General features: G+C 61.2%; 20 protein-coding genes. 7 read left to right on the top strand and 13 right to left on the bottom strand.

Annotated elements, in window-relative coordinates; translation table 11 throughout:
- The first annotated feature begins 4 nt into the window (after positions 1-4).
- Complete coding sequence (locus E2F43_RS05035; RefSeq protein WP_238946749.1) at positions 5-1,672, top strand: mechanosensitive ion channel family protein; 1,668 nt, start codon at positions 5-7, stop codon at positions 1,670-1,672.
- Positions 1,669-3,438 carry an ABC transporter transmembrane domain-containing protein gene (locus tag E2F43_RS05040; protein ID WP_133210208.1) on the top strand — a complete coding sequence of 590 codons (1,770 nt, stop codon included), beginning with the start codon at positions 1,669-1,671 and terminating at the stop codon, positions 3,436-3,438. Before E2F43_RS05035 ends, E2F43_RS05040 begins: the two co-directional genes overlap by 4 nt.
- On the opposite strand, the gene E2F43_RS05045 is transcribed toward E2F43_RS05040, so the two are convergent.
- The 7 genes from E2F43_RS05045 to E2F43_RS05075 all read right to left on the bottom strand — a co-directional run bounded on the left by E2F43_RS05045 (position 3,439) and on the right by E2F43_RS05075 (position 12,885).
- Entirely contained in the window at positions 3,439-4,509 is a 1,071-nt protein-coding gene (locus tag E2F43_RS05045; protein ID WP_238946750.1) for a hemerythrin domain-containing protein, read from the bottom strand. It lies immediately after the preceding gene.
- A 180-nt stretch (positions 4,510-4,689) separates the two neighbouring features.
- Positions 4,690-6,042, bottom strand: coding sequence for an NAD(P)(+) transhydrogenase (Re/Si-specific) subunit beta (locus tag E2F43_RS05050; RefSeq protein ID WP_133210209.1), 1,353 nt, complete (start codon positions 6,040-6,042; stop codon positions 4,690-4,692).
- A 6-nt stretch (positions 6,043-6,048) separates the two neighbouring features.
- The gene (locus E2F43_RS05055; RefSeq protein ID WP_133210211.1) at positions 6,049-6,336 is read right to left on the bottom strand and encodes an NAD(P) transhydrogenase subunit alpha part 2; all 288 of its coding nucleotides are present in this window, start codon (positions 6,334-6,336) and stop codon (positions 6,049-6,051) included.
- A gap of 2 nt (positions 6,337-6,338) precedes the next feature.
- Complete coding sequence (locus tag E2F43_RS05060; RefSeq protein WP_133210213.1) at positions 6,339-7,481, bottom strand: Re/Si-specific NAD(P)(+) transhydrogenase subunit alpha; 1,143 nt, start codon at positions 7,479-7,481, stop codon at positions 6,339-6,341.
- Positions 7,482-7,810: 329 nt separating this feature from the next.
- On the bottom strand, positions 7,811-10,084 hold the full coding sequence (locus E2F43_RS05065) for an ATP-dependent DNA helicase (protein WP_165954196.1): 2,274 nt from the start codon (positions 10,082-10,084) through the stop codon (positions 7,811-7,813).
- Positions 10,077-11,708, bottom strand: coding sequence for a VRR-NUC domain-containing protein (locus E2F43_RS05070; RefSeq protein WP_133210217.1), 1,632 nt, complete (start codon positions 11,706-11,708; stop codon positions 10,077-10,079). Before E2F43_RS05070 ends, E2F43_RS05065 begins: the two co-directional genes overlap by 8 nt.
- Positions 11,709-11,721: 13 nt before the next feature.
- On the bottom strand, positions 11,722-12,885 hold the full coding sequence (locus tag E2F43_RS05075) for a PQQ-dependent sugar dehydrogenase (protein WP_133210219.1): 1,164 nt from the start codon (positions 12,883-12,885) through the stop codon (positions 11,722-11,724).
- A gap of 159 nt (positions 12,886-13,044) precedes the next feature.
- On the opposite strand from E2F43_RS05075, the gene nhaC reads away from it, so the two are divergent.
- Both nhaC and E2F43_RS05085 read left to right on the top strand, forming a co-directional pair.
- Complete coding sequence (gene nhaC / locus E2F43_RS05080; RefSeq protein ID WP_275259557.1) at positions 13,045-14,517, top strand: Na+/H+ antiporter NhaC; 1,473 nt, start codon at positions 13,045-13,047, stop codon at positions 14,515-14,517.
- Positions 14,514-14,984, top strand: coding sequence for an acyl-CoA thioesterase (locus E2F43_RS05085; RefSeq protein WP_238946751.1), 471 nt, complete (start codon positions 14,514-14,516; stop codon positions 14,982-14,984). Before nhaC ends, E2F43_RS05085 begins: the two co-directional genes overlap by 4 nt.
- Here the strand turns inward: E2F43_RS05085 and epmA are convergent.
- Together epmA and efp are read right to left on the bottom strand one after the other, a co-directional pair.
- Positions 14,981-15,934, bottom strand: a complete 954-nt coding sequence (epmA, locus tag E2F43_RS05090) for an EF-P lysine aminoacylase EpmA (RefSeq protein ID WP_133210221.1) — start codon at positions 15,932-15,934, stop codon at positions 14,981-14,983. The genes E2F43_RS05085 and epmA overlap by 4 nt on opposite strands.
- Positions 15,935-15,939: 5 nt before the next feature.
- Positions 15,940-16,512, bottom strand: a complete 573-nt coding sequence (gene efp, locus E2F43_RS05095) for an elongation factor P (RefSeq protein ID WP_133210223.1) — start codon at positions 16,510-16,512, stop codon at positions 15,940-15,942.
- Between the two features lie 154 nt (positions 16,513-16,666).
- Here efp and E2F43_RS05100 point away from each other — a divergent pair, with 154 nt between their 5' ends.
- A complete protein-coding gene (locus tag E2F43_RS05100; RefSeq protein ID WP_133210225.1) occupies positions 16,667-18,505 on the top strand; it encodes a GTPase in 1,839 nt (612 codons plus the stop codon).
- Here E2F43_RS05100 and serB read toward each other — a convergent pair.
- The gene (gene serB, locus E2F43_RS05105; RefSeq protein ID WP_133210227.1) at positions 18,502-19,743 is read right to left on the bottom strand and encodes a phosphoserine phosphatase SerB; all 1,242 of its coding nucleotides are present in this window, start codon (positions 19,741-19,743) and stop codon (positions 18,502-18,504) included. The genes E2F43_RS05100 and serB overlap by 4 nt on opposite strands.
- Positions 19,744-19,860: 117 nt before the next feature.
- On the opposite strand from serB, the gene E2F43_RS05110 reads away from it, so the two are divergent.
- Positions 19,861-21,111, top strand: coding sequence for a hypothetical protein (locus tag E2F43_RS05110; RefSeq protein WP_133210229.1), 1,251 nt, complete (start codon positions 19,861-19,863; stop codon positions 21,109-21,111).
- Here E2F43_RS05110 and parC read toward each other — a convergent pair.
- Both parC and E2F43_RS05120 read right to left on the bottom strand, forming a co-directional pair.
- Positions 21,108-23,372 carry a DNA topoisomerase IV subunit A gene (parC, locus tag E2F43_RS05115; protein ID WP_133210231.1) on the bottom strand — a complete coding sequence of 755 codons (2,265 nt, stop codon included), beginning with the start codon at positions 23,370-23,372 and terminating at the stop codon, positions 21,108-21,110. The two genes, E2F43_RS05110 and parC, sit on opposite strands and share 4 nt — an antisense overlap.
- A gap of 47 nt (positions 23,373-23,419) precedes the next feature.
- Complete coding sequence (locus E2F43_RS05120; protein WP_133210233.1) at positions 23,420-24,217, bottom strand: Crp/Fnr family transcriptional regulator; 798 nt, start codon at positions 24,215-24,217, stop codon at positions 23,420-23,422.
- A 154-nt stretch (positions 24,218-24,371) separates the two neighbouring features.
- Between E2F43_RS05120 and E2F43_RS05125 the strand changes: the two genes are divergently transcribed.
- On the top strand, positions 24,372-24,830 hold the full coding sequence (locus tag E2F43_RS05125; protein ID WP_133210235.1) for a GNAT family N-acetyltransferase: 459 nt from the start codon (positions 24,372-24,374) through the stop codon (positions 24,828-24,830).
- Here E2F43_RS05125 and dtd read toward each other — a convergent pair.
- Positions 24,814-25,251, bottom strand: a complete 438-nt coding sequence (gene dtd / locus E2F43_RS05130) for a D-aminoacyl-tRNA deacylase (protein WP_133210237.1) — start codon at positions 25,249-25,251, stop codon at positions 24,814-24,816. The two genes, E2F43_RS05125 and dtd, sit on opposite strands and share 17 nt — an antisense overlap.
- Positions 25,252-25,253: the final 2 nt, after the last annotated feature.

A 25,253-nucleotide genomic window follows, 5' to 3' on the forward strand; every position in this document is an offset into this window, starting at 1 on the left:
TAACATGGGCAGACAGATCATCCGGACCGACCCGACGATGCCCATGCTCACCCGTTTATTGTTGTCTCTCACCCTTGTCGCTCCACTGGCCTGGGGCCAGGCCCGGGAAGCCACTGACCTCTCCGCCAGGGAGTTGATAGAGACCGCCCAGAAGGCTGAAGAGCTGGTTAAGGAAAAGGCGTCCTCCGACCCAAACGCACTCGAAGGCCAGAGCACGCCGCTGGCGACGATGCTGGGGCTGCGTGATGCCATACGCAAAAAAGACTACGAGACCGCCGGGGAATATCTTGATCGCCGCTACATTGACGATGCAGTGGGACAGTACAGCGACGAGGCATTGGTCCGGGCCCTGGCCTATGTCTGGAACCGCCAGAACATCAACGACGTTACCTCCGTCAGCGACAACCCCGAGGGCAAACTGGACGACGGGCTGCCCGCCTACCGAGACCAGATTGGCAGTGTCAGGCTGCAGGATGAGAAAGTTCCCATCTACCTGCAGCGGGTTCCCGACGGCAAGGGCGGCAGGGTGTGGAAACTGTCCAACGCCACCGTGGCCAGAATCCCCGACATGTGGGATGAGTTGGGCTATAACGACACCATCGTAAAAATTGGGCAATGGCTGCCGCAATTCTATTTCCTGGGATTGCAGAACTGGCAGGTCTTCGGCGTTATCGTATTTTTCATCATCGCCTGGCCCCTGGCCATGCTTGCCAGTTACCTGCTGATGAAGATTGCGCTGTTGATCCCCAATCGCTTCCCGCTGGGTATCGAGCGGTTCTTCCGCGGGCCGATGAAGTTTTTCCTCTATATCCTGATTGCCCGCGGGCTGATCAACGAACTGGGCCTGTCCCTCACCGCGCGGATTCTGCTGGATTCGTCGGGTGTCGACTACATCGCGTTCACGGTGCTCGCCCTGGGCTTGCTGTCCCTGCTCCGCGATTACCAGATTCGCAAAATGCAGTACGCGGGCAATACCCATTATGTGGCACTGCTGAAGCCGTTTACTACCATCGTCAAGGTCATCATGGTGACGATCATCGCCCTGTTCTGGGCGAAGCAGGCCGGCTACGACATGTCCACCATCCTCGCCGGCCTGGGCGTTGGTTCATTGGCGGTTGCCCTGGCGGCCCAGAAAACCCTGGAAAACGTGATCGGGGCGATTACCCTGTATACCGCCAGGCCGGTGAGCGCCGGTGACTTTTGCCGCTTCGGCAAGGTGAAGGGCGTTGTCGAGGAAATCGGGCTTCGCTCCACCATAATCCGCACCCTGGACAGATCGGTACTGGTGATTCCCAACTCGATGTTCTCCTCGGTAGAGATCGAAAACTATTCGCAGCGAGACCGCATTCGTTTTTTCAAACGCTACCAGATGGAGGTCCCTTCCTCGGCGCAGATGCAGCAGATTCTTGCAGATATTCGTGCCCTGATGAGCGAACACGATCTGGTGATCGACGAAACGATCAGCGTTCGTTTTGAAACCATCGTCGATGCCAACGCCATACTGCGTTTGGATGCCGGCGTCGACACGCTCGATTTCCAGGAATACCTGGCAGTGGCGGAAACCCTCAACCTGGGCATACTCGATATCGCCGAGCGGGCCGGTTGCCGGTTTACTGGCCCTGCCCAGCTCAATCTTGATGCCAAGGCAGAGTCGGCCAGCGCCGCTTCATGAGCAGTCCTTCGGGGGCCCTTGGCTCCCTGATCCCGGTCCTGGGATTCCTCCGACCCTACAAACTGCGATTGCTGGCGGCCAGCGCGGCCCTGTTATTCACCGCAGCAGCAACACTCTCCATGGGACGCGGACTCCAGGTGTTGATCGACCAGGGGTTTGCCGGTGACAGCGCCGACCTGCGCGCCGCCATTGGCCTGTTACTGCTCATCGCCGCTGCCATCGCCCTGGGTACATTTGCGCGTTTTTACCTGGTCTCCTGGCTGGGGGAGCGGGTCAGTGCAGATATTCGCAAAGCCGTTTTCGACAATATCGTCCGATTGCACCCGGGCTACTTCGAAGTCAATCGTTCCGGCGAAATCATGTCCCGCCTCACTACCGACACCACGCTGCTGCAGACCATTATCGGCTCGTCGTTCAGCATGGCCCTGCGCAGCGGCCTTACACTGGTGGGCGCGCTGGTTATGATGGTGATCACCAACCTCCAGTTGAGCCTGTATATTGCCGTCGCTGTGCCCCTGGTGCTTTTACCCATTCTGGTGTTCGGCCGTCGGGTCAGGCGCCTGTCCAACCAGAGCCAGGACAGTATCGCCAGCGTCGGCAGCTATGCCGGGGAAGTGATCCAGCACATCCGGGTGGTGCAGAGTTACACCCGGGAACAGTTCGAGAGCGCGGCCTTTGCCGGGGAAGTCGAGCGCGCCTTCAGCATTGCCCGCCGCCGGATCCGCCAGCGGGCACTGCTTATCTGCGCGGCCATACTGCTCATGTTCGCTGGCATGTCCGGGATGATCTGGTCCGGCGGACAGGATGTGATCTCCGGTGAAATGAGCGGCGGCGAGCTGGGCGCCTTCGCCTTTTACGCCATCATGGTGGGTTCAGGGGTGGCGACCATTTCCGAAGTCTGGGGAGAATTACAGCGGGCTGCGGGCGCTGCCGAGCGATTGATCGAACTGCTCAACACCCGCAGCGTGATTGTTGACCCGGGTCAAAAGCCCGGGAACAACGCCCGCAGGCAGCCGGCACTGGCGCTGGAGGAAGTGACCTTCCGCTATCCCACCCGCACGGAAGTGCCGGCGCTGGAGGACTTCAGCCTGCACATCCCCGCTGGCCAGTCGCTGGCCCTGGTCGGCCCGTCGGGAGCCGGGAAATCCACCGTCTTCGAATTACTGCAGCGCTTTTACGATCCACACTCAGGCAGGATCAGCCTGGACGGTGCCGATATTCGTGAACTCGGACTGAAACAATTGCGGGAACAGATAGCCCTGGTGCCACAGCAGCCGGCCCTGTTCACCGGGGACGTGCGCTATAACATCGCCTACGGCAAGCCCGGGGCAAGCGAGGATGAAATCGTAGCCGCCGCTTGCGCTGCCCACGCCCACGAGTTCATCAGTGCACTACCCGCTGGCTATGCCAGCCACCTGGGGGAACAGGGCGTCAGACTATCCGGAGGGCAGCGCCAGCGGATTGCGCTGGCGCGCGCCATACTCAATGACCCCCGTATTCTGCTGCTCGATGAGGCCACCAGCGCCCTGGACAGCGAAAGCGAATACCATGTGCAACAGGCGCTACAAGAGCTCATGCACAACCGCACCACGGTCATTATTGCCCATCGACTGTCGACCATCCGGCATGTTGACCGCATCGCCGTGCTCGATCAGGGCCGGCTGGTCGCGACGGGGACCCACGAAGAGTTGCTGTCAAATTGTGAACTGTACCAGCGCCTGGCGAGACTGCAGTTCCGCGATCAAAGGTCTGCCCGCGAGGCCTAGTCAGTCCTCAAACAGTTCGCCCCGCTCCCGACGCTCCCTGTTAATCCGCTGCAGATCGTCGAACGTCTCGCGAGAAATATCGACCATATCGCCAACCAGGCGAAAGCCCAGCTTCATGTTGTTGACCGAGCAACGCAGCGGCGCACTCAAAGGGGCTTCACGAAACATCTCCCGGGAGTTATCCAGCGCGGTACGCAGGTGATCGCCAGCGGTCTCGCTGGCAGTTTCTGCTGCGAGGGACAAGACCTCCAGCGATTCCATCAAAGCCTCTACACCCAACCATTCCTGGACAACGCCGCGCTCTACCCGACGGCGAACACCCCGGCGCAGGCGTCGAGCGAGATTCCGGAACTCCCGTTGTACCCTTGGGCCGAACACCGGTACCGATACCGCCCGCAAATCATCATCCTCTGCCAGTTCCCGCCAGTCCTCCAGGGTGAGCACCGATTCGATGTGGGGAAAGACCACTTTTTCCTCCACATTCATGTGCTCATACATGTGGCCCACATATTCCCTTCCAGCTTTGACGATGGCAGCGCCTTTTACCTCGCCCTCACTCCAGCGCTCTATTTCCCGCAGCAGTTGCCGACCACGTTTGGCCGTAGCATCGTGATCACGTTGCAGCGTATCCACATCTTCCGCCGCCCTGCGGTCCAGTTCAGCGACCCGGCCATAGATGAGATCTTCCCGGGGGTGGTGATAACGATCGGGCCAGCTGGCCATGTAGTCCATCACCTCGTAAACCACATGGGCGTCGACCGGCTCACCGGCTTCAATGGCCTGTAGCTGATCGGAAAACAACTGCATCACCGTGGCGATGTGCCGGTGTTCCGCCCGTAACGCTTTCATCAGCGGCTGTTCAGGCCCGGGCGCTGCCGTGGCCGGCCCCGGTTGCGCCCATGCCTGACGGCTGTAGGCCTTCCGGTCTTTGTCACTACTGGTGCTGCCAGCCTTTCCTTTCACGCCACCCTGCTTGCCGGGCGCTGTCGTGGGGGATGGTTTTGCAGTTCGTGCGGGGGCTTTTTTGCGCGCCGCGGGCTTCCTGGGGCTGGCTTTCTTTGCTGCCGACATGAGCGTACTCCTCGTTTACTGCTTCCAGCATAGGGCCCCAGCCTAGCCTGTCCAGTGAAGTTGGGCATTGATCGGGCTCATGAAAAGCAGGTAGGGACGAACAGGGTAATTAGCTGAACCGGAGCCCCTCAAAAAAAAACGCCGGCACTGGGCCGGCGTTTATCGGGGCGTTGTTGAACCCTAGCTGAACTCGCGGATCAGGCCGCCGATCGATTCCTTGGCGTCGCCAAACAGCATCCGCGTGTTGTCTTTGTAGAACAGTGGATTCTCGATCCCGGCGAAGCCGGAGGCCATGGAACGCTTGAGCACGAACACCGTGCGTGCCGCATCGACGTTGATCACCGGCATGCCGTAAATCGGGCTGCCCTCGTTCTCGCGGGCCGCCGGATTAACCACATCGTTGGCGCCGATCACGATGGCCACGTCAACATTTTCCATGCGTGGGTTAATGTCGTCCATTTCCAGGAGCTGATCGTAGGGCACGTCGGCCTCCGCCAGCAGTACGTTCATGTGTCCGGGCATGCGACCCGCCACCGGATGGATGCCGAAATTGACCTCAGCCCCATTCTGTTCCAACAACTCGGTGAGTTCCTTGACCACATGCTGGGCCTGGGCTACCGCCATGCCGTAGCCGGGAATAATCGCCACGTTGGTTGCAGCCTCCAGCACATAGTAGGCGTCTTCGACAGAGATGGGTTTGATTTCTCCCTCCACTTCCGTGGTGTCCTGCTTGCCACTGCCGAAGCCGGAAAACAGTACGTTGGACAGGGAGCGGTTCATCGCCTTACACATGATCTGGGTGAGGATGATACCGGAGGCTCCCACCAGGGAACCGGCAACGATCAGGATATTGTTATCCACCGCAAAGCCGGCGGCGCAGGCCGCCAGGCCGGAGTAGGAGTTCAGCAGTGAAATCACCACCGGCATGTCGGCGCCGCCAATAGGGATGACCGCCATGATGCCGAACACCAGCGAAAGGGCGATAACCACAAACAGCCAGGTCAGGTTGCTGGGATCCAGGCAGAACATCACCGCGCCACCGAGAATACCGAGCACGATCAGACTGTTCACCACCTGTTGGCCACTGAACAGCACCGCGCCGGAACCGATGGTCTCGGAGAGTTTGCCGTAGGCGACCAGCGAACCGGTGAAGGTCAGGCCACCAATCAGGATGGACAGGATAATGGTCACCAGCGTGAACGTACCGGCGTCTGGCGACAGGGCGGCCCAACCTACCAGCAGCGACGCCATACCGCCGAAGCCATTGAACAGGGCGACCATTTCCGGCATCGACGTCATCTGCACCATCCGCGCTGCTCCAGCACCGATGGCGCCACCGACAACAATGCCGATAACAATCCACTGGTAGTCGACAATGCCCTGGTCGAGCAGGGCGGCGACAATGGCAACCAGCATGCCGGTGGAGGAAATCATGTTGCCGCGCCGGGCTGTCGCCGGCGAGCCCAGCTGTTTCAGGCCGAAAATAAACAGGCCCGCGGATATCACATAGGCGAATTGAATCATCGTATCCATGATGTCCTAGCCCTCCTTTTTCTTGAACATGGCGAGCATGCGATCGGTTACCAGGTAACCACCCACCACGTTAATGGAGGCAAGGGCCACGGCTCCGGCTCCCAGCCAGTTGGCCAGGTCCTGGTTGCCGGTACCGGCCAGGCTGATCGCTCCCACCACGGTAATGCCCGAAATCGCGTTGGCGCCGGACATCAACGGGGTATGCAGGGTCGCCGGTACCTTGTTGATCAATTCAAAGCCCAGGAAGATGGACAGCATCAGGATAAATGTCAGGAATACTACTGCGGGTATCATGATTACGCCCCCTCTTCCACGATGTTTTTAATGGTGTCGTTGGTGATCTCTCCACCGTGGGTGATGATGCACCCCGGGAGAATGTCATCGTCGAAATCCACCACGAACAGTTTCTTTTCCTCACTCCAGTTGTCTTCCACCAGGTTGAACAGGTTGGCGGAATACATCTGGCTGGCGTCGACAGCCACCTCGCCGGCGAGGTTGCCCTTGCCGATAATGGTGACGCCTGACCACTCGACGGTTTCGTTAGGCACCGAGCCTTCCACATTGCCGCCGGTCTCGGCCGCCATGTCGACGATGACCGAACCGGGGGCCATGCCCTCAATCATGTCCTTGGTCACCAGCACCGGCGGCTTGCGGCCAAATACCTGGGCCGTGGTAATCACCACATCAGACTTGGCGATCACGTCCTTTTGCGCCTGACGCTGGATTTCTACCTGTTCCGGGGTCAGTTCCCTGGCGTACCCGCCGGCGGTTTCGCCGGTTTCACCAAGGTCGATCTCCAGAAACTTGGCCCCCAGGGAAGTCACCTGCTCCGCGACGACCGGACGGGTATCAAAGGCGGTTACCCGGGCGCCCAGGCGCTTGGCGGTGGCGATTGCCTGCAGGCCGGCAACACCGGCACCGATCACGAAGACGTTGGCGGGCTTGAGGGTGCCCGCCGGGGTCATCATCATCGGGAAAATGCGCGGCAGCGCCATGGCCGCCTCGATCACCATCTGGTAACCGGCCAGGTTAGCCTGGGAGCTGAGCGCGTCCATCTTCTGACTGCGGGTGGTGCGGGGAATCATTTCCATGGAGATGGAAGTAACGCCGGCCTCCTTGAACGCCTTGACGAGGCCGTGCTCGTTAAAGGGATCAAGATAACTGATATGGATCGCGCCACGCTTCATGAGAGTGATTTCATCCAGCTCCGGCTTGCGCAGGCGCAACAGCAGGTCCGCGCTGGAAAACAGCTCTTTGCGGTCGCTGGAGATAGTGGCGCCGGCGTCGGAATATTCGCTGTCAGTGTAACCGGAGCCGGTTCCCATGCCAGCTTCGATGACCAGATCAGCACCCATGCGGACCAGTTTCTTGGCCACCTCTGGCGTGATGGGCACCCGGTTTTCTCCCGGATGTGTCTCCCTGGGTATTGCGATGCGCATAACGGTTGTTACCCCCCGATGCTTGCTGTGTATTTTTTGTCGGCCTGTGGCTCACCGAAATTTTCCGTCCGGCGCGCTGGCGCTTTGTTGAGCTGGCCTCTGCGGGCCATTTATCCTACCCGCCCCGTGGAGCGGGCGCCTACTCTAGCACAGAGCAGAAAACGCCGGAACAATGACCAATATTCATCAGGTGAATTGTTCTGCCTCGCGCCATAGGGGTGATGAACGTTACTCCAATGCGCGGCAGTCGGCCAATTTACCTCCCTGGTGGCAGCAGACAAGGACGATGCAGCCCAAAAAAATTGACCAAACGGACCGGCCGCCAGTGCCTAGTCGAGGTAGGACCACCAGGGTGGCAACAGGGACCGGTAAGCCGGCCAGGCATACCGGCTGTCGACCAGTAGCGCCCGCCCATTGTCAGTGGTGGTACGAACCACCCGTCCCAGGGCCTGGTCCACCTTCTGCATGGCGGGATACAGGTAGGCGTATTCAAACCCGGCGCCGTAGGCCTGCTGGTACCAGTCGCGCAGGTTCTCGCGCTCCGACCCGACCTGCGGCAAGCCCACCCCGACAATGGCGACTGCCGATAACAGCTCACCCGGAAGATCAATCCCCTCGGAGAACACACCACCGAGGATGCAGAAAGCGGCCATGTTGTCGTGGTTGCCCAAGGCCTGGAAAAGGCCGTCGCGATCCTCGAGGCTCTGCTCCGGCAACTGCTGCCATAACCGCCGCTCCCGCCACAGGGATTCGTCCTCTTTCATCAGCGCGAGCACCGCGCCAAGGTATCGATAGGAAGGGAAGTAGACAATACAGTTGCCGGGCGCCTCCCGCAGAAAGCGGGAGAGGCGGCGTCCCAGCTCAGGGGCGCTGCGGTCACGCTGCCGATACCGGGTATCGATGGCCGTCTCCAGCTCCACCTGCAACTGGGCTTCGGAAAAAGGTGAGTCCAGCCGGCGGCACACTGCCGATTCATCCAGGCCGGTCAACTGGCGCATCCAGTGTTGCGGTGAGAGGGTGGCGGAAAAGGCGATGACCGCGTGGGCCCTGGCCTGGCAGCGGGCCAGCAGGCGCGACGGGTCCAGGCAATTGAGGCCCAGGCTCAACCCCTGGCTGCCCTCGCCACGTTTCAGCTGCAGGCGATATTCCCGTCCCCAGTTTTCAGCGACGCGCAACCACTGCAACAGAGCGAAATAAAAGTTCATCAATTGCGGATTGGCGGGGACAAACCGGGGATCGTCTGCCATGGCCCTGCCTACCGCCGCCACCACATCCCCCAGCGAGTTGACCAGGCCGGCAGGGAGCTCCTCGCGGAAGACCTCCTCCCCCCAATCCTCTTTCTGTAGCGCCAGCATCGCCCGGTTGACCTTCTCCAGGGCGCGTTTGGCCTCGGGCGAAGAACTGCGCTTGACCCGCATCAGCTCCGCCTTGCTGAGCCTGGCGCTGTACATTTCGCGGGCGCGTTCGGGCAGGTTGTGAGCCTCGTCCAGTAATATGGTCCAGCGTCGCTCGTCCCGGGCCATGAGGGAACCCACGCCCGCCGTGAGACTGTAGACGTAGTGCATGTCAGCCACAACGATATCCACCCAGGGCAGGAGATCCAGGGCCAGTTGATAGGGGCAGATCTGGTGAGCCCTGGCGATCGTCTCCACCGCTGGCCGATCGAGCACTCCGTGCCCGACCGCTTCGGCCAGTGCCCGGGGCAGGCGATCGTAATAGCCGCGGGCGAACGGACAGTCGTCACCGTGGCAGGCCCGGCCCGGGGAAAAACAGATCGATTCCTTCGCCGTCAGCGAGAGGCTGGATGCATCCATTCCCGCCCTAGCCATCAGCCCCAGGCAGTCCTCGGCACTGCGCCTGCCGACGGTGCGCGAGGTAACAAATACCACCGCTTCATGCTTGTGCCTGCCCAGGGCCTTGAGGGCCGGATAGAGCACTGCCGCGGTCTTGCCGATGCCGGTGGGCGCTTCCAGCATGGCCTGGCCACCCTGGTCGATGCACTTGTAAACCAGTTCCGCCACCACTCGCTGCCCCCGGCGAAATTCGCCATGGGGGAAATCCAGCCGCTGCAGGCTTGCCTGGCGGTCACGCCGACGCCGGCCCAGCAGACCGAGCCAGTCGGCAAATGCCGCCAGTGTTCCGGCAAGGAATTCCTGTAGCTCGGCCCGACTGTAGTACTGCAGCAGAGGCGCTTCCTCATCGCGGTCGATGTTGAACCAGGTCAACTGCACGGCCAGCCCATCGAGGGACTGCTCCTCGGCAATCAACGCCGCGTAGATCCGTGCCTGTGCCAGATGCAGGCGACTGACTGACGCGGGAATCTTTCCTGGATCCACCCGACAGGTTTTTATCTCCTCCACCAAGCCCCGGGCGGGGTCAAAACCGTCTGCCCTGCCCCGCAGCTGCAGCTGGATATCGCCCTGGCGATGGAGGTAACGGACCGGATACTCGCGAACATAGCTGTCCGGCCGGCGCCGGTACAGCCGCTGGTGCCCCTCCATCCCCTGCTCGGCACTCGGCGACGGGGTATAGCGGTGATCAATATCGCCGGAACGATGGCAGAAGGCCACCAGGTCACGTACGCTGAGACTGAACTCAATCATCAGTCCACTGTACCCAGGCGACACTGGCGGGTATGCCTTCCCGGGCGAAAAACCGCAGCCATCGCCGCTGGCTGTCCTGCAGGGCATCGCCAGGACCCTTAACCTCGATCATCCGGTAGTCTCCCGGGGTGCTTCCCAGGGCCAGCAAATCGGGAAATCCGCGACGATTTTCCCCGGGATCAAACAACATGCGCTGCCATATAGCCAACAGATGATCTCCGGGAATGATGCCTGCCGCCGCTGTCACCAGCGACTCGTCCAGGTATTTCCAGTTGACCCAGCGGCACTGGTAGCCCTCATACCTGCGCCACAGCGCCGGCAGCTCCTGCGCCAGGTCCGCCTTGGCCAACTGCTGCAGGCGGACCGATAGCCTATCCCTGCGGCGACTCTGGAATGTTTGCTCGTACATGTCGGCCGGCGCCGACTGGAAAGGATTATTGAAGGCGCCGGGCAGCGGCGCAAATATCTGTTCCCAGAACGCCAGGCCGAAGAGGCCATTCAGCAGCAGGTTCTCGACATAGTGAACAGCCTGCCATTGGGCCGCCAGCGCACTGCCGGCCAGCAACTCTACCGGTTGGTCGCCAGGGGTCAGGCGCAGGTGGATGTCATCGAAACTGTCTCGCCGTCTCGGTTGGGCGGTACCTTCCAGCTTGCGGCGCAGGCGCGGCGCCATACGCCCGGCTGCGTCGAGCTCCTCCTCACACCAGGGTTGCGCCTCAATCGTCTGGCACAGGGCGAGCGCCTGCTGCAACTCACCTTCCTGTTCCAACACCCGGGCCGTCCTTTCCCTGGCCGGGTGTAACTCGCTGAGTCGGTACAACGCCAGTGCCTGCTCATTGCAGCCCTTCCTCTCGAGCTGCCGGGCCAGCCGGTTACAGAGCCGATACCAGCGAGGCAGACTGGTGGCAAACCCGGGCGGCGTCGCTATCAGTTCGTCCGCCAGCGCCAACATACCCTCCAGGTCATCCGCCTCCTGCAACTCCCACCAGCGGTCCGTCTGCGCCGCACAGTCCAGGTATTCATCCAGTTCCGGCCGACCCGGAAACAGGCGATTGCCACGATCCACCGGGTAGGGGAAGTAGCGGGCAACGCCGAGCTCGCTGAGCACGAAATCAGTCAGGCCCTGGCGGCGATTGCCAAAAAACAACAACTGGAAAAGCGCTACTGTTTCCGGGTACTGGGGCGCGACGATGCGGGCAGCGTCAAATGCCAGCAGCTTCTGCAACAGGTCTGCCGGAGGTATTGCCGCCAACTGCTCGAGTTGCTCCCCCTTGCCACGACCGGACACCTCGAACATGACAGCAAGCTCCTCTCTGGTGCACAGGCGCCCGAGCGCTTCCGGCTCCAGACCGTCGGGCCGGAGAGCCAGGCCCGCCGCGAGCAACGCATCGAGGGCGCGGCCAGGATCGCCCAACTCCGCGTAGTCGAGCTTCCGCTCCCGGAACCAGGGGCCCACGCGCGAGACCAGCCGCACGTAAAGGCACTGGGCATCGAAGGGCTGCTGCGCATAGACTGCCAGGAACTGCTGTTCCGCGGCGGTGAGGATGTCGCCGTACTGTGACGCTACCGTCTCCAGCAGGCGCAGGAAATTGTCTCGATAATAGTGCGGTGAAAGGTCGGGCAAGCGGCCTGGCTCCCTAGTGCGGCTCCAGCCGAATCAGCCGGGAACGATCGGCCAGTGCGTAGATCAGGCCGTCCGGTCCGACCTGCACATCCCTGATCCGCATCCCCAGGTCCCCCAGCAGCCGGGTTTCACGGCCCAGGGAACCATCGGCATTGACCTCCAGGCGATTGATGCGGGTCATCCGCATGCTGGAAATCAGCAATGACTGCTTCCAGTCAGGGTAGGTATCCCCCGTATAAAAGTCGATACCCCCGGTGGCCAGCGAGGGTGTGTAGTAGATTAGCGGCTGCTCCATTCCCGGCTTGTGGGTCCCTTCGCCGATCTTACCGCCCCCGTACTCCTCGCCGTAGGTTATGACCGGCCAGCCGTAGTTTGCCCCGGGCCTGAGGATATTGATCTCGTCACCCCCCTGGGGGCCGTGCTCGGACACCCATATTTGTCCGCTATACGGATGGCGGGCGATGCCCTGGGGATTGCGATGGCCGTAGGTATAGATCTCCGGTCGTGCCCCGGCTTTACCCACATAGGGGTTATCGGGGGGAATCCCGCCGCTCTCGGTCAGGCGCAGGACCTTGCCGCTGTGATCCATGAGGTCCTGGGCCGGCGCCCGCCTGCCGCGGTCTCCCACTGTGATGTAAAGCTTGCCTGCATCCAGCAGCAGCCGCGACCCGAAGTGACGGCGCTGGGGGTAGGCCGGTCTCGCGGTAAACAGGTCCTGTCGATCCACCAGCCTGTCGCCCTGCAGGCGGGCGCGGCTGACCCGGGTGGTTAAGCCTTCTTCCACCGCCACGCTGTAACTGAAATATACCCACTGGTTGCGCTCAAAGTCCGGGTGCACCAGCACATCCATCAGCCCCCCCTGCCCTTCGTTCGCCACCGCGGGCAGCCCGTCGATATCGCGCGTGCTCCAGCTGCCCGGGGTGACAATTTTCATGACCCCCGGTTTTTCCGTGAGCAGAATGCGACCGTCGGGCAGAAAGTCCATGCCCCAGGGCTCTTTCAGCCATTCAATCAAGGTAACGACACGAATCCGGGTTTTCTCTCCGGGGCCGCTGGCACTGGCATCCTTCTCACGCACGGGCTCCACTACCGCGGGGCCCGGTTCCGGCAGACTACAACCGGCAAGCAGAATAACGGTGGCGACAAACAGTGCCGCAGGGGAAGATTTCGGGGTCATTCGGAGCTCAAAAGCAGATCTAAAACTCGGCGCTATAGTACGCGATCATCACCCGCATGTCAGATCCACAATCGCCCGACCCTGTACCGCTGGCGCAAATTGAGGCATTCTGGACCGGCATTCTCATAATCCGGCAGGAAGCGCCGGTAACGGCATCCCGTGACAGAAACCAACGAACAGATAACGCCGCTGCAGGCGTTCACTCCCATCATTTTCCTGGTGGTCATGCTGGCCTGTTCGGTCTACCTGTTCGGTTCGGACTCGTCCTATGGGGCCAACCAGATCGCCCTGATACTGGCAACCTGTGTCACGGCCCTGGTTGCCCGCCGCAGCGGCATTAGCTGGCGCCAGGCACAGGAGGGAATTGTCCACGGCATCGGCGTGGGGCTGGGTCCCACCCTGATCCTGCTGAGCGTGGGTATGCTCATAGGAACCTGGATTCTCTGTGGGACTGTGCCCGCGATGATTTTTTATGGCGTACAGATACTGGATCCAGGCATTTTCTACGCCGCCAGCGCGATCATTTGCGCCATTGTCGCGGTGAGTATCGGCAGCTCCTGGACCGTCGCCGGCACCCTGGGCATCGGCCTGATGGGTATCGCCGGCAGTTTCGACCTGTCGCCGGCGATTACCGCGGGTGCCATTATCTCGGGCGCTTACTTCGGCGACAAGCTGTCACCCATGTCTGACACCACCAACCTGGCATCTGCCGCCACCGGGGTTGATCTCTTTGACCATATCCGCCACATGCTGTGGACCACCATCCCCAGTTTTGCCATAGCGCTGCTGATTTTTTCCCTGATAGGCAGCTCCGAAGGTACAACACCGGAACAGATCCAGGCCCTGCAGCAGTCATTGAGCAGTGAGTTCAGTATTGGCCCGCATCTGCTGTTACCCCTGTTACTGATGCTGGGCCTGGTGTTCAAGCGCTTCCCGGCTTTTCCTTCCATCGTCATCAGCGCCCTGACCGGCGCCGTATTCGCCGTTATTTTCCAGCCCGAGCAGGTACAGAAACTGGCGGGAGACAGTGGCGACCTCGCCATGGGCTTTGTGCTACTGAAGGGTGTGTGGATTGCCCTGTTCGATGGCTATACCGCCAACAGCGGCAACGAATTCCTCGACGCTCTGTTGAGCAAGGGCGGCATGAGTTCCATGCTCAATACCGTCTGGTTGATTATCAGCGCCCTCGGGTTCGGCGGCGTTCTCGAGCGCACCGGCATTCTCGCCTACCTGCTGGGACTGGCACTGCGCGGTGTCAAAAGCGTCGGCTCACTGATCGTGACCACCGTGGTCACCTGCATCGGTACCAACATTCTTGCCGCCGACCAGTTTATCGCCGTAGCATTGCCAGGCCGTATGTTCAAAGACGCCTACACCGACAAAAACCTGTCGCGGCTTAACCTGTCCCGTACCCTGGAGGATTCCGCCACCCTGACCTCGGCGCTCATTCCCTGGAATACCTGCGGCGCCTACATGTCCGCCACCCTGGGAGTGGCCACGATCAGTTATGCGCCCTACGCGTTCTTCAACCTGCTGTGCCCGCTGATGGCTATTTTCTACGGCTTTATTCACTTTGCGCTGAAGCCCGCCTCCTACGACCTCTCGGGGCCGGCGGCCGTGACCGACTCATGAGTCGCGGCGACATCAGCTGGGACTATCCACAGCCCTATACCCTGGACGTGCGGGTGTCGACGGAAAATATCGACGGTCTCCAGCACACCAATAACACCGTGTACGTGCAATGGTGCGAGCAGGTGGCCTGGGCCCACTCGGTATCGCTGGGCCTTGACCTGGACGCCTACCGCAAGCTCGACCGGGCGATGGCTATCACCCACAGCCAATACCATTACCTGCAAGCCTCACGCGAGGGTGACGAGATTACTGCCGCTACCTGGATCGTCAACTGGGACAGGAGGCTGACCATGCAACGTCGCTTTCAGCTGGTTCGTGTCAGCGACGGCGTCACCCTGCTGCGCGGGGCAATGCGGTTTGCCTGTATTGAGATTTCCAGCGGGCGGCCCCGGCGCATGCCCCCGGAATTCCTGGATGGCTATGGCGAGGCTGTTCTGGGACTGGAAGACAAGGACCTGGTCAGCTAGCAGCGGGCCCAGTCAAAAGCGAGCACCTGGCGAATATCCGTTTTCCCGGTAGCGAGCATCAACAGCCTGTCCACCCCCAGCGCCACCCCGGAACACGCCGGCATCCCGGATTCCAGCGCCGACAGGAGCCATTCATCCAGCGGCCGTTGCGCCTGGCCACAGTCGCTGCGGCGTCTGTTGTCAGCCACAAAGCGCCGGCGCTGCTCGCTGGCGTCGGTCAGCTCACAGTAACCGTTGGCGATCTCCATACCCCGCACATAGAGTTCAAAGCGCTGGGCTACAAACTGCCCCTCTTTTTCCTCGACCCGGGCCAGGGCGGCCTGACTGGCCGGGTAATCGTAGACAAAACAAAGGCCGCGGTCAGCGAGGGCCGGCTCCACCAGATGACTCATCAGCAGGTCCAGCCACATGTCCCGGTCACCGCTGAGTGAGCCAACATCCAGGGATTCCCGGGCCCGGTCCTGTAACTGGTTGACGGTCGCGGTCAGGGGGTCCAGGCCGAGCTCGGCGCGGAACAGGTCGCGATAAGTGTGATACTCAACCGACTGCGGCCCCAGGCAGTGAGTGACAAGCTCAGCCACCTCCGTCATTAACTGGTGATGGTCCAAGCCGGGGCGATACCACTCGAGCAGGCTGAATTCCGGATTGTGCCGGGATCCTGCTTCGCCATCGCGAAAGGCTCTCGCCAGTTGGTAGATCGGCCCGCTGCCCGCGGCCAGCAGCCGCTTCATGGCGTATTCCGGGGAGGTCTGCAGGAAGCGGGGTGCGCCAAGGGAATTGCCCCGATCAACACAGAGTGGCTCGATGGCGGGATCCGTCACCCCACGGCTACACAGCAGCGGGGTCTCCACTTCCAGTACATCGCGGCTGGCGAAGAATGCCCGAATCCGGGCCAGCAGGCCCGCCCGGGCCCGCAGCTCCTCAATCGCTGCCGAGGGCCGCCAGTTCATCGGGATCAGGACTTGCTGGCGCGGCCCTGGTATTCACCGGTACGGGTGTCGACCCGGATGACTTCACCCTCACTGAGAAACAGTGGCACTTTGACCACGGCGCCAGTGCTGAGTGTGGCGGGCTTGCTGCCCCCCTGGGCAGTGTCGCCTTTCAGGCCTGGATCCGTCTCGGTAATTTCCAGCTCGACAAAATTTGGCGGCGCTACCGACAGCGGGCTGTCATTGTAAAGCGTCACCTCACAGCGTTCCTGTTCCTTGAGCCACAGATGAGCGTCGCCCACCGCCTTGGCATCAGCCTGGTACTGCTCAAACGTGTCCGGTTCCATGAAGTACCAGAACTCGCCATCGGTATAGAGGTATTCCATGGTGCGATCCATGACGTCAGCCCCTTCCAGCGATTCCCCCGACTTGAAGGTACGTTCCCACACCCTGCCGGTGTTGAGATTGCGCAGTTTCACGCGATTAAAGGCCTGGCCTTTGCCGGGCTTCACGAACTCATTGTCGAGAATGCTGCAGGGTTCACCGTCGAGCATGACCTTGAGGCCCGAGCGGAATTCGTTGGTTGAATAATTCGCCATGGTGCTACCGTTTTACTGTGGGCTGGAAAAGGGCGCTAATGATACCTCAGGGGAGGGGAATTGGGGAGATCGGGATTATTGCCGCTGGCCGTCACCTCGAGAAATAAGCTAATCTTGCTGCCAGGCACCTGAACCCGACGCAGGGACCGCGAACATGAGCACTGAAGCGCCAATAAAACTGAAATTTCCGCGGCAGGACCTGGCGCACTTCGACCCGTTCCAGACCGATGAAAACGCCGCCCGCAGCTGGGCAAGCGAATTGCCCGTGGCCAATCCACGCAGCGTGGCGCAACAGCTGCTGCAGGCAGTGAGCGAGCTGAATCGCCACCCATTGGCATCGGAGCTGAGGTTCAGGATTCTCGAGGCGATGGCCGACAAGCTGCAGGTTACCCTCGCCAACCTGACCCGCCGCTTCCTCAATCAGCCCCTGGTCATGCCGGAGGAGCCGCGGCAACTGGCCGAACTCACCAGTGACCTGCAGGGCCAGCTGGCTACGGCCTATTCTCTGGTCGCGGTAGAGACCCTGCAACGCAGTGACGAAGTTCGCCAGAGCAACCCCGCTCGCCTGGTGTGCGAATCGATACAGCGCGCCCTTTATCACGCGGGACACAATATCCTGCTGACCTTCCAGCTCTATCACCCGGTGGCACTGGGCGGCTGGCTCTCGCTGCACCAGTTGTATGCCCTGGCGGAGCGCCAGGGCCTCGCCACCCTCTCGGTCAGTGACGTACATGGCCAGGCTACCAGTGTCAGCGCCACTTACCTGCAGGCCCTGTTACTGGGTTGCTGTAAGCCGAATCAATTGCGCCAGTCCGACCTGGCGGCGATTTACGCTGGCCTCGGCGAGTGGCGGGAACATCTGCGGATCGGGCCAGCGGGCAGTTTCGAGGGCCTGTTCCTGGTGGACCTGGAATCTGACCAACCGCCGCTGTACAGCTCACTCTACGGCAGCGCTAACAGCAGTCAGTGCCGTCAGTTGGGCACCGCAGCACTGGTTACCTACCTGAAGCAGCTCAAGCAGCTGGATGACGCCCAGGGTAAACCGGGGATAAAACTGGAGAGCGGCATCACCCTGCCATCGAACATGCTCAGTCACCTGATCGACGCCCTCGGCAGCATGAGCATGCGCAACTTCAATCGCGTGCAGCTGAGCGCGCCGCTGTCAGTCAGTATCGGCCTGGGGTCAGCCCATGTGCATTCCTCCGGGGAGAGGACGTTTGGCCAGTTGCTCTACGGCGACGATTATATTCCCCCGCCGTCCGAAAGAGTCGGCAGCAACCCTTTTATGAGGGAAGAGGAAACAAAGCGGGACAGCTGGAGCACGGCCAATCCGGAAGAAGACTTTGTCCGCGACAGCAGCGGCAGTGGCATCGAGGCGGAACTGGCCCACCGGGTGGAACTGGATGACTATACCCGGCACGCCATTGAAGATGATTTACCCAACATCCCGCCGGAGCCCGAGGTGCCGGTTTACCAGGTCAGGCTGACCAATGTCAGTCCCGGTGGCTACTGCCTCGACTGGAGCGAAACGCTCCCGGAAGAAGTGCGAGCGGGAAACATTGCCTGTGTCCAGGAGAACCGGGACGACTACTGGGCCATTGCCGTGATCCGCTGGGTGAGCTCGCTACAGGATGCCCATACTCTGGTGGGACTGGAGTTGTTGAGCCCCAGAGCACAGGCCTATGGCGCCCTGGTCCAAAAGAAAACCGGACAGACACCCGTGCCACAGCGGGTATTGCTGCTGCCCGAAATTCCGCTGGTGGGGCAAGCCCAGACCCTGATCACTCCCCGGGCGGGCTTTCGAGAAAGACAGAAAGTTTCCCTGCTCCGCAAAGGTGAGAAGCTCCTGATCCAGCTGACTCACCAGATTTCAGCCACTGCCAGCTATGCGCAGTTCGATTTCCGCTACATCAGGCAGTTGGATGAAGTGCTGGCAGACGACAAGAACGGGCCACTGGATAGCGCCTACGACTCTGTGTGGAGCAACATCTAGCCTGCCCCGGAAGGGCTGTGTTCTCCGGGCTGCTGGTCGCGGTCACTGAAACCCAGCAGGTAGAGTATCGCGTCCAGCCCCAGCGTGGAGATGGACTGCTCCGCCGACTGTTTCACCAGCGGCTTGGCCCTGAACGCGATTCCGAGGCCGGCAGTGCTGAGCATCGGCAAGTCGTTGGCGCCATCGCCCACCGCTATCACCTGCTGCAGGTCTATGCCTTCGTCGTCAGCCAGCTGTCGCAGTAACTGTGCCTTGCGCTGACCATCAACAATAGTACCTGTCACCTTGCCGGTTACCCGGCCGTCTTCGATATCGAGGTCATTGGCGTAGACGTAATCCATCCCCAGACGCTGCTGCAGGAAATGGGCAAAATAGGTAAACCCGCCGGAGAGAATAGCCGTCTTGTAGCCGAGGGTACGCAGGGTCCCGATGAGGTGTTCGGCGCCCTCGGTAATCTTCAGCTGGCTGGCGATCTCGGCCAGGACGTTTTCCTCCAACCCCTTCAACAGCGCAACCCGCTCGCGAAAACTCTCGGCGAAATCCAGCTCTCCCCGCATGGCGCGCTCGGTGATGGTACTGACCTGCTCGCCGACACCGGCCCGGGCAGCCAGTTCATCGATGACTTCCGCCTCAATCAGGGTCGAATCCATATCGAACGCCACCAGCCGGCGATTGCGCCGGAAAACACTGTCCTGCTGGAATGCCAGGTCAACCTCCAGCGCACCCGCCACTTCCAAGAGATCGCGCCGGAAAGTGGAAGAATCCGACAACGGTCCTCGCACCGAGAACTCGACACAGGCTTTGGAGAAGGCGGGCAGCTCTCCCAGCGGAATTCTCCCGGACAGACGATTGATACCGTCAATGTTGAGACCGTGGGCAGAGACCACCTCACTCACCCGGGCCAGCTGGTCGGCGGTTATCTTTCGGGCCAGCAGCGTTATTATGTAGCGGGCCCGCCCCTGCGCATCCACCCACTCGCCATAGCTCTCGTTGCTGACTTCCGCTATCCGCGCGCGCATGCCCTGGTCTGCGGCGCAGGCCCGCACATCGGCAATCACCTGGTCATGGGGGCAATGCTCCGGTAACTCCGCCAGCACACCCATGGACAGCGTGGCATGAATAACCGCCTGGCCGATATCGAGAATATTGACCCCGTGGCCAGCGAGTATCCCGGTTATTCGAGCGGTGACTCCGGGATGGTCCTCTCCGGAGATAGTAATCAGCAGTATCTGACTCACGGCCTTTCCGACAGCTGTGCAATGGGAGCGCCATTCTACCGTTGGCGGGGGATAAAAACACCCGCTGCCAGCTGGACTGGTTTATACTGGCTGTCGTTTCCGCAGTGACGCCAAAACGTGCCCGACCGCTTTAAAAACGCCCCCCTGAGTCAACAGATCGCCACCCTGGCAGCCGCCCTTTGCCTGCTGGTCAGCCTGGCACTGGTCATTCTCGGCGCCATTTCCAGCAGGCACCTGCAACAGCAGCAGCAGCAGGAATTCGGCAATGCCCTGGCACACCAGATCGCCAGACGGGTCGGTGTGGCCCTGGAGGCGGGAGATCTGTTAAGCGTCACCGCGTCGCTGCAACGCTTCGTGGAAACCTCCTCCGCGGAAGAAATTGCCATTTTTGATGTCGAGGGAAAGGTGCTCGGCGAAGCAGGCCGGGCAGTCGGGAGCAACCTCCACCGCTACCGCGCCCCGGTACGTATCGAATCTGACGTGGCGGGAGAAGTGCTGGTCACCGTGAATTCCGATACTGCCATCGCTGCGCACCAGCGCTTCGTTCTCAGCCTGCTGGGGCTCGCGGTGCTACTGAGCCTGGCGGTGTATGGCGCCGGGCTGCAACTGGGCAAACGCCTTGGCTCGCGCATCGGACGGCTGTCACGCGCCCTGGCGCTGGAAGACAACGACCCGGGGAAAACCCCCGGGAACGAGCTGGAACTGCTGGAATCGCGGGTGGCGGCGCTGCCCATGGACCTGCTTCGTACTCGCAACGACACCGGGGCGAGGGAGGAAAACTATCGCTCTACCGCGGTACTTTACCTGCACCTGGAAAGCCTGGTCGACTACGTTGAGACCCTTAACGACCAGTCCCTGCAGCGCTACATCGACCGCCTGCACCAGGTGGTGTACGCCGCCGCCGGTTTCTACGGGGGTGAGCTGCACGTGTCTCGCCAGTTCGCCCTCGCCGTGTACTTCAGCGGGCCCAATAAGGCGGGCAGTGCCGCCTTCCGGGCGGCTTCCTGCGCCTGGCTGGTACAGGCCGTCAGCCGCGAGCTGGAAAAAACCATGCCCCTGTCAATGAAGATTTTCATGGCCATGTCGCAAAGTGAGCTCGGCGTGGGTGATGGCAGGGACATTTATCCGGGGCTTTACATGCAGCATACGCTGGACGAATTGCAGGCGGTATGTACCAGCAAACCGCCAAAACTGTTGCTGGCACCCGCGGTGCTGGAGGACATGGATATCGCCGGACGTCTGCAACTGCAGGAGACGGAGGTCCAGGACTTCGCCATGCTGGAAAGTTTTGCCGGTCCCTACCAGGACCTGCTGGAACGACAGCTGCAACTCATTATAAAGCGCTTGCTGGACCCGGGGCTGATCTAGCGGTCAGCCTGTTTTTCCACCACCATCGCATCCACCTTCTGGAACCCGCGGGGCAGCTTGTTACCCCGCCGACCGCGCTCACCCCGGTAGTGCTCCAGGTCAGCAAACCTGAGTTTGTGATGTCGTTTTCCGGCGTAGACCACGAGCGAATCCCTGGCGGTCAGCACCTGTACCGCGACCACAAACTCTTCACGGGCCTGCACCCGCGCCGAGGGAATACCGATAATCTTGTTGCCCTTGCCCCTGGCCATTTGCGGCAGGTCTGCCAACGGAAATACCAGCAGTCGCCCCTCGTTGGACACCGCCGCCACCCAGGCATTCTCGGCATCGCTGACGGCGGCCGGTTGCAGTACCGCGCTACCCTTGGGCAAATTGAGGGCACCCTTGCCTGCCTTGTTCTTGGTCTGCAGGTCACCCAGTTTGGCAACAAAGCCGTAGCCGGCATCGGAGGCCAGCAGAAACAGGTCATTTTCCGCGCCCATCATCAGCCCTTCAAAGGTGGCGCCGGAGGGAGGATTGATACGCCCGGTCACCGGCTCACCCTGGCCACGGGCTGAGGGCAGGTTGTGGGAGGGGATGGTATAGGCCCTGCCAGTGGAGTCGAGGATGACGGTCGGCTGATTACTGCGGCCTCGGGCGGCCATCTTGTAACTGTCGCCGGATTTGTAACTGAGGGACGCCGGATCAATTTCGTGGCCCTTGGCTGCGCGAATCCAGCCTTTTGCTGACATGACGACAGTAATGGGATCTGCAGTCATCAGGTCCAGCTCGCTAAAGGCCTGGGCCTCACCGCGGGCGACCAGTGGCGAACGCCGATCGTCGCCGTATTGCTCGGCAACAGCCAGCAGCTCTTTCTTTATCAGAGTTTTTAACCGGGTCGCACTGCCCAGAATTTTCTCCAGCTGGTCGCGCTCCGCTTTCAGCTCGTCCTGCTCGCCACGAATCTTCATTTCTTCCAGCTTGGCCAGGTTGCGCAGCTTGAGCTCGAGGATGGCTTCAGCCTGGATATCGGATATTCCGAAACGCTCCATCAACGCCGGCTTGGGCTTGTCTTCGGTGCGAATAAGATGGATGACCTCGTCAATATTGAGGTATGCCACGAGGTAGCCTTCCAGGATGTGCAGCCGGCGCTGAACCCGCTCCAGGCGATACTCCAGGCGCCGGCGTACCGTGTCGGTACGGAACGTGATCCACTCCTTGAGAATACGGTCAAGGCCCTTGACGCCCGGGCGACCGTCGATGCCGATCATGTTGAGGTTGACCCGGTAGCTGCGCTCCAGGTCGGTGGTGGCGAACAGGTGGTTCATCACCGCGTCCACGTCTACCCGGTTGGAGCGCGGCACCACGACCAGCCGGGTCGGGTTTTCATGATCCGACTCGTCGCGAAGGTCCGCCACCATGGGCAGTTTCTTTGCCTGCATTTGCTGGGCGATTTGCTCCAGCACCTTGGAGCCGGAGACCTGGTGCGGCAGCGCATTGATGACGATGTCGCCGCCCTCCCGCTCCCAGACTGCACGCATCTTCAGCGCCCCCCGGCCGCTTTCGTACATGGCGATAATATCTTCCCGGGGAGTGATAATTTCCGCCTCGGTGGGAAAATCCGGGGCGAGAACGTGCTCACAAAGCTCGCCGACAGTTGCCTTGGGCGATTCCAGCAGGTGTACCGTGGCGGCAACCACTTCTTTCAGGTTATGTGGCGGCACATCGGTGGCCATGCCCACCGCAATACCGGTGGTGCCATTGAGCAGGACGTTCGGCACCTGGGCCGGCAGCACCGAGGGCTCGTCCATGGTGCCGTCGAAATTGGGCATCCAGTCCACGGTGCCCTGGCCCAGCTCTCCCAACAGCACATCGGCGTAGGCCGTCAGGCGCGATTCGGTGTAACGCATGGCCGCGAAAGACTTGGGGTCATCGGGCGAACCCCAGTTGCCCTGGCCATCAACCAGCGGGTAGCGATAACTGAAATTCTGGGCCATGAGGACCATCGCCTCATAGGCTGCGCTGTCGCCGTGGGGGTGGAATTTACCAATCACGTCGCCCACGGTCCGGGCGGATTTCTTGAACTTGGCGGATGCTTTCAGACCGAGCTCGCTCATCGCGTACACAATGCGCCGCTGTACCGGCTTGAGGCCGTCGCCAACGTGGGGCAGGGCGCGATCCAGGATCACGTACATGGAGTAATCCAGGTAGGCCTTCTCGGTATAGGTCTTCATCGACACCTGTTCGATGCCGTCTTCGTCGATTTCGATAACGTCTGTCATGTGGTTTCCGTTGAATGGGTCACCGCTGACGGGCAGCGGTGGTAAAACTAGCCACGCAGGCCCACCAGCTGCTCATTGAGGTTGACGATGGAATTGGCCATGTCGATCAGCAAGCTGTGAATTGTGGAGGGGTTGCGCTTGATAAGCTCGGTGAACTGTTCTTTGGGGACCTTGACCACGGAACAGGTAGTCTTGGCGCGCACGGTGGCACTGCGATCGGCCTGGGTGAGGGCCGCCATGGCACCGAAGATTTCGCCTTCGCCAATGCGGCCGACAATGACCTCATCCACCAGCACCTCGGCGACACCCGCTGACATGTTGAACACGAAATCGGCCCGCTCACCCTGGCGGATAATGATCTCTCCCGGCTCGTACACCTCAAAGCCTGGCGTGGCTTCGGCCTGCTCCTGTACGCTGGCGGCGGTGATGCGCAGCATCAGGCCCGCGTAGGTCACCAGCAGCCGGGTCCACAAGCGGGTTCCGGCCTGGTCATTGAACACCCGGCGCATGAACTCCAGCGCAGGATAGCTGGCGAGGCGCGCACCGGAGTCAGAGCCATAGCATACCGCGGCGCTCTCATCTTTGGTGCCGGCGATGTCGGGCAACAGGATATCGCCCTCTTCCAGCAGGAATACGGTCTTGTCCTGGTAGCGGGCACAAATAGCACCGCGTTCCACCACATAAAACTGGTTGCCGTCGAATCCGCGAAAGTTTCCGCCACTGGTAGGCGCCACTTCCACCGGGATGGCGGGCATGTTGACCACCTCCAGCAGGGCGCTGATAAGTTTTTTATACTGCTGCCCGAGGATACTGAAATCCTGGGAGAGTTCGGCGTTAGCCAGCATGTGCGTCTCTCTGGGATGGCAGCTGTCCCCGGCCGCCGTGCCTCATTACCGCCGGACTGGGAACTACCCTGTTCCCGCGGCTATTTCGACCCTATAGTAGCAACTTCTCCCGGCCGGGAGAACGCCGAGTCGATGGAAAAGGAGAATCAGCAAAGTGAAGCAGCGCTGGCAAATCGCGGGCTTCGGGGAACTGGGCAATACCGAGCTCTACGAGATACTGAAACTGCGACAGGAAGTTTTTGCGGTTGAGCAGAACTGTGTCTACCAGGACGCCGATGGCCTGGACCCGCAGGCCATCCATATCGCCTGCTGGGAGGGGGAGACACTGCTGGCCTACCAGCGCTGCCTGCCGCCAGGGCTGCAGCAGCCCGAAAGCGCGCTGGGGCGTATTGTGGTGGCCCCCTCTGCCCGGGGCAGGAACCTGGGACGGGAACTGGTGCGCCGCGGCATCGCCCACAACCTCGAACAATGGCCAGCGGCAGCTATCCGCATCCACGCCCAGGCCCATCTGGAAAGGTTTTATAACGACCTGGGATTCGCCACCGATAGCGCCCCCTACCAGCTCGACGGCATCCCACACCTGGAAATGGTGCTGGCTAGACCTCCAGCATGAAGGTGACCGGGCCGTCGTTGACCAGGCTGACCTGCATATCGGCACCGAAGCGACCGGCTGCCACCGTCGGGTGGCGCCGGATGAGTTGCTCCAGCGTGTAGTCATACAGCGCCCGGGCCTGATCCGGCGGCAGGGCGGATGAAAAACTGGGACGCAAGCCCTTACGGGTATCGGCGGACAGGGTGAACTGGGAGACCAGGAGCACGCCACCATTGATATCGGCCACCGAGCAATTCATCCGCCCGGCGCCATCGGCAAAAACGCGGTACGCCAACACTTTGTCCAGCAGGCGGCAGGCGGCCGCCTCGTCATCGTCCCTGTCCAGACCGAGCAACACCAGCAGGCCCGTGCCTATTTCACCGACAGGCTCGCCCGCTACGGTCACCCGCGCCTCGCTGACCCGCTGTAGCAGGGCCTTCACGG

The sequence above is a fragment of the Seongchinamella unica genome (assembly GCF_004354085.1).
Lineage (GTDB): Bacteria > Pseudomonadota > Gammaproteobacteria > Pseudomonadales > Halieaceae > Halioglobus > Halioglobus unicus.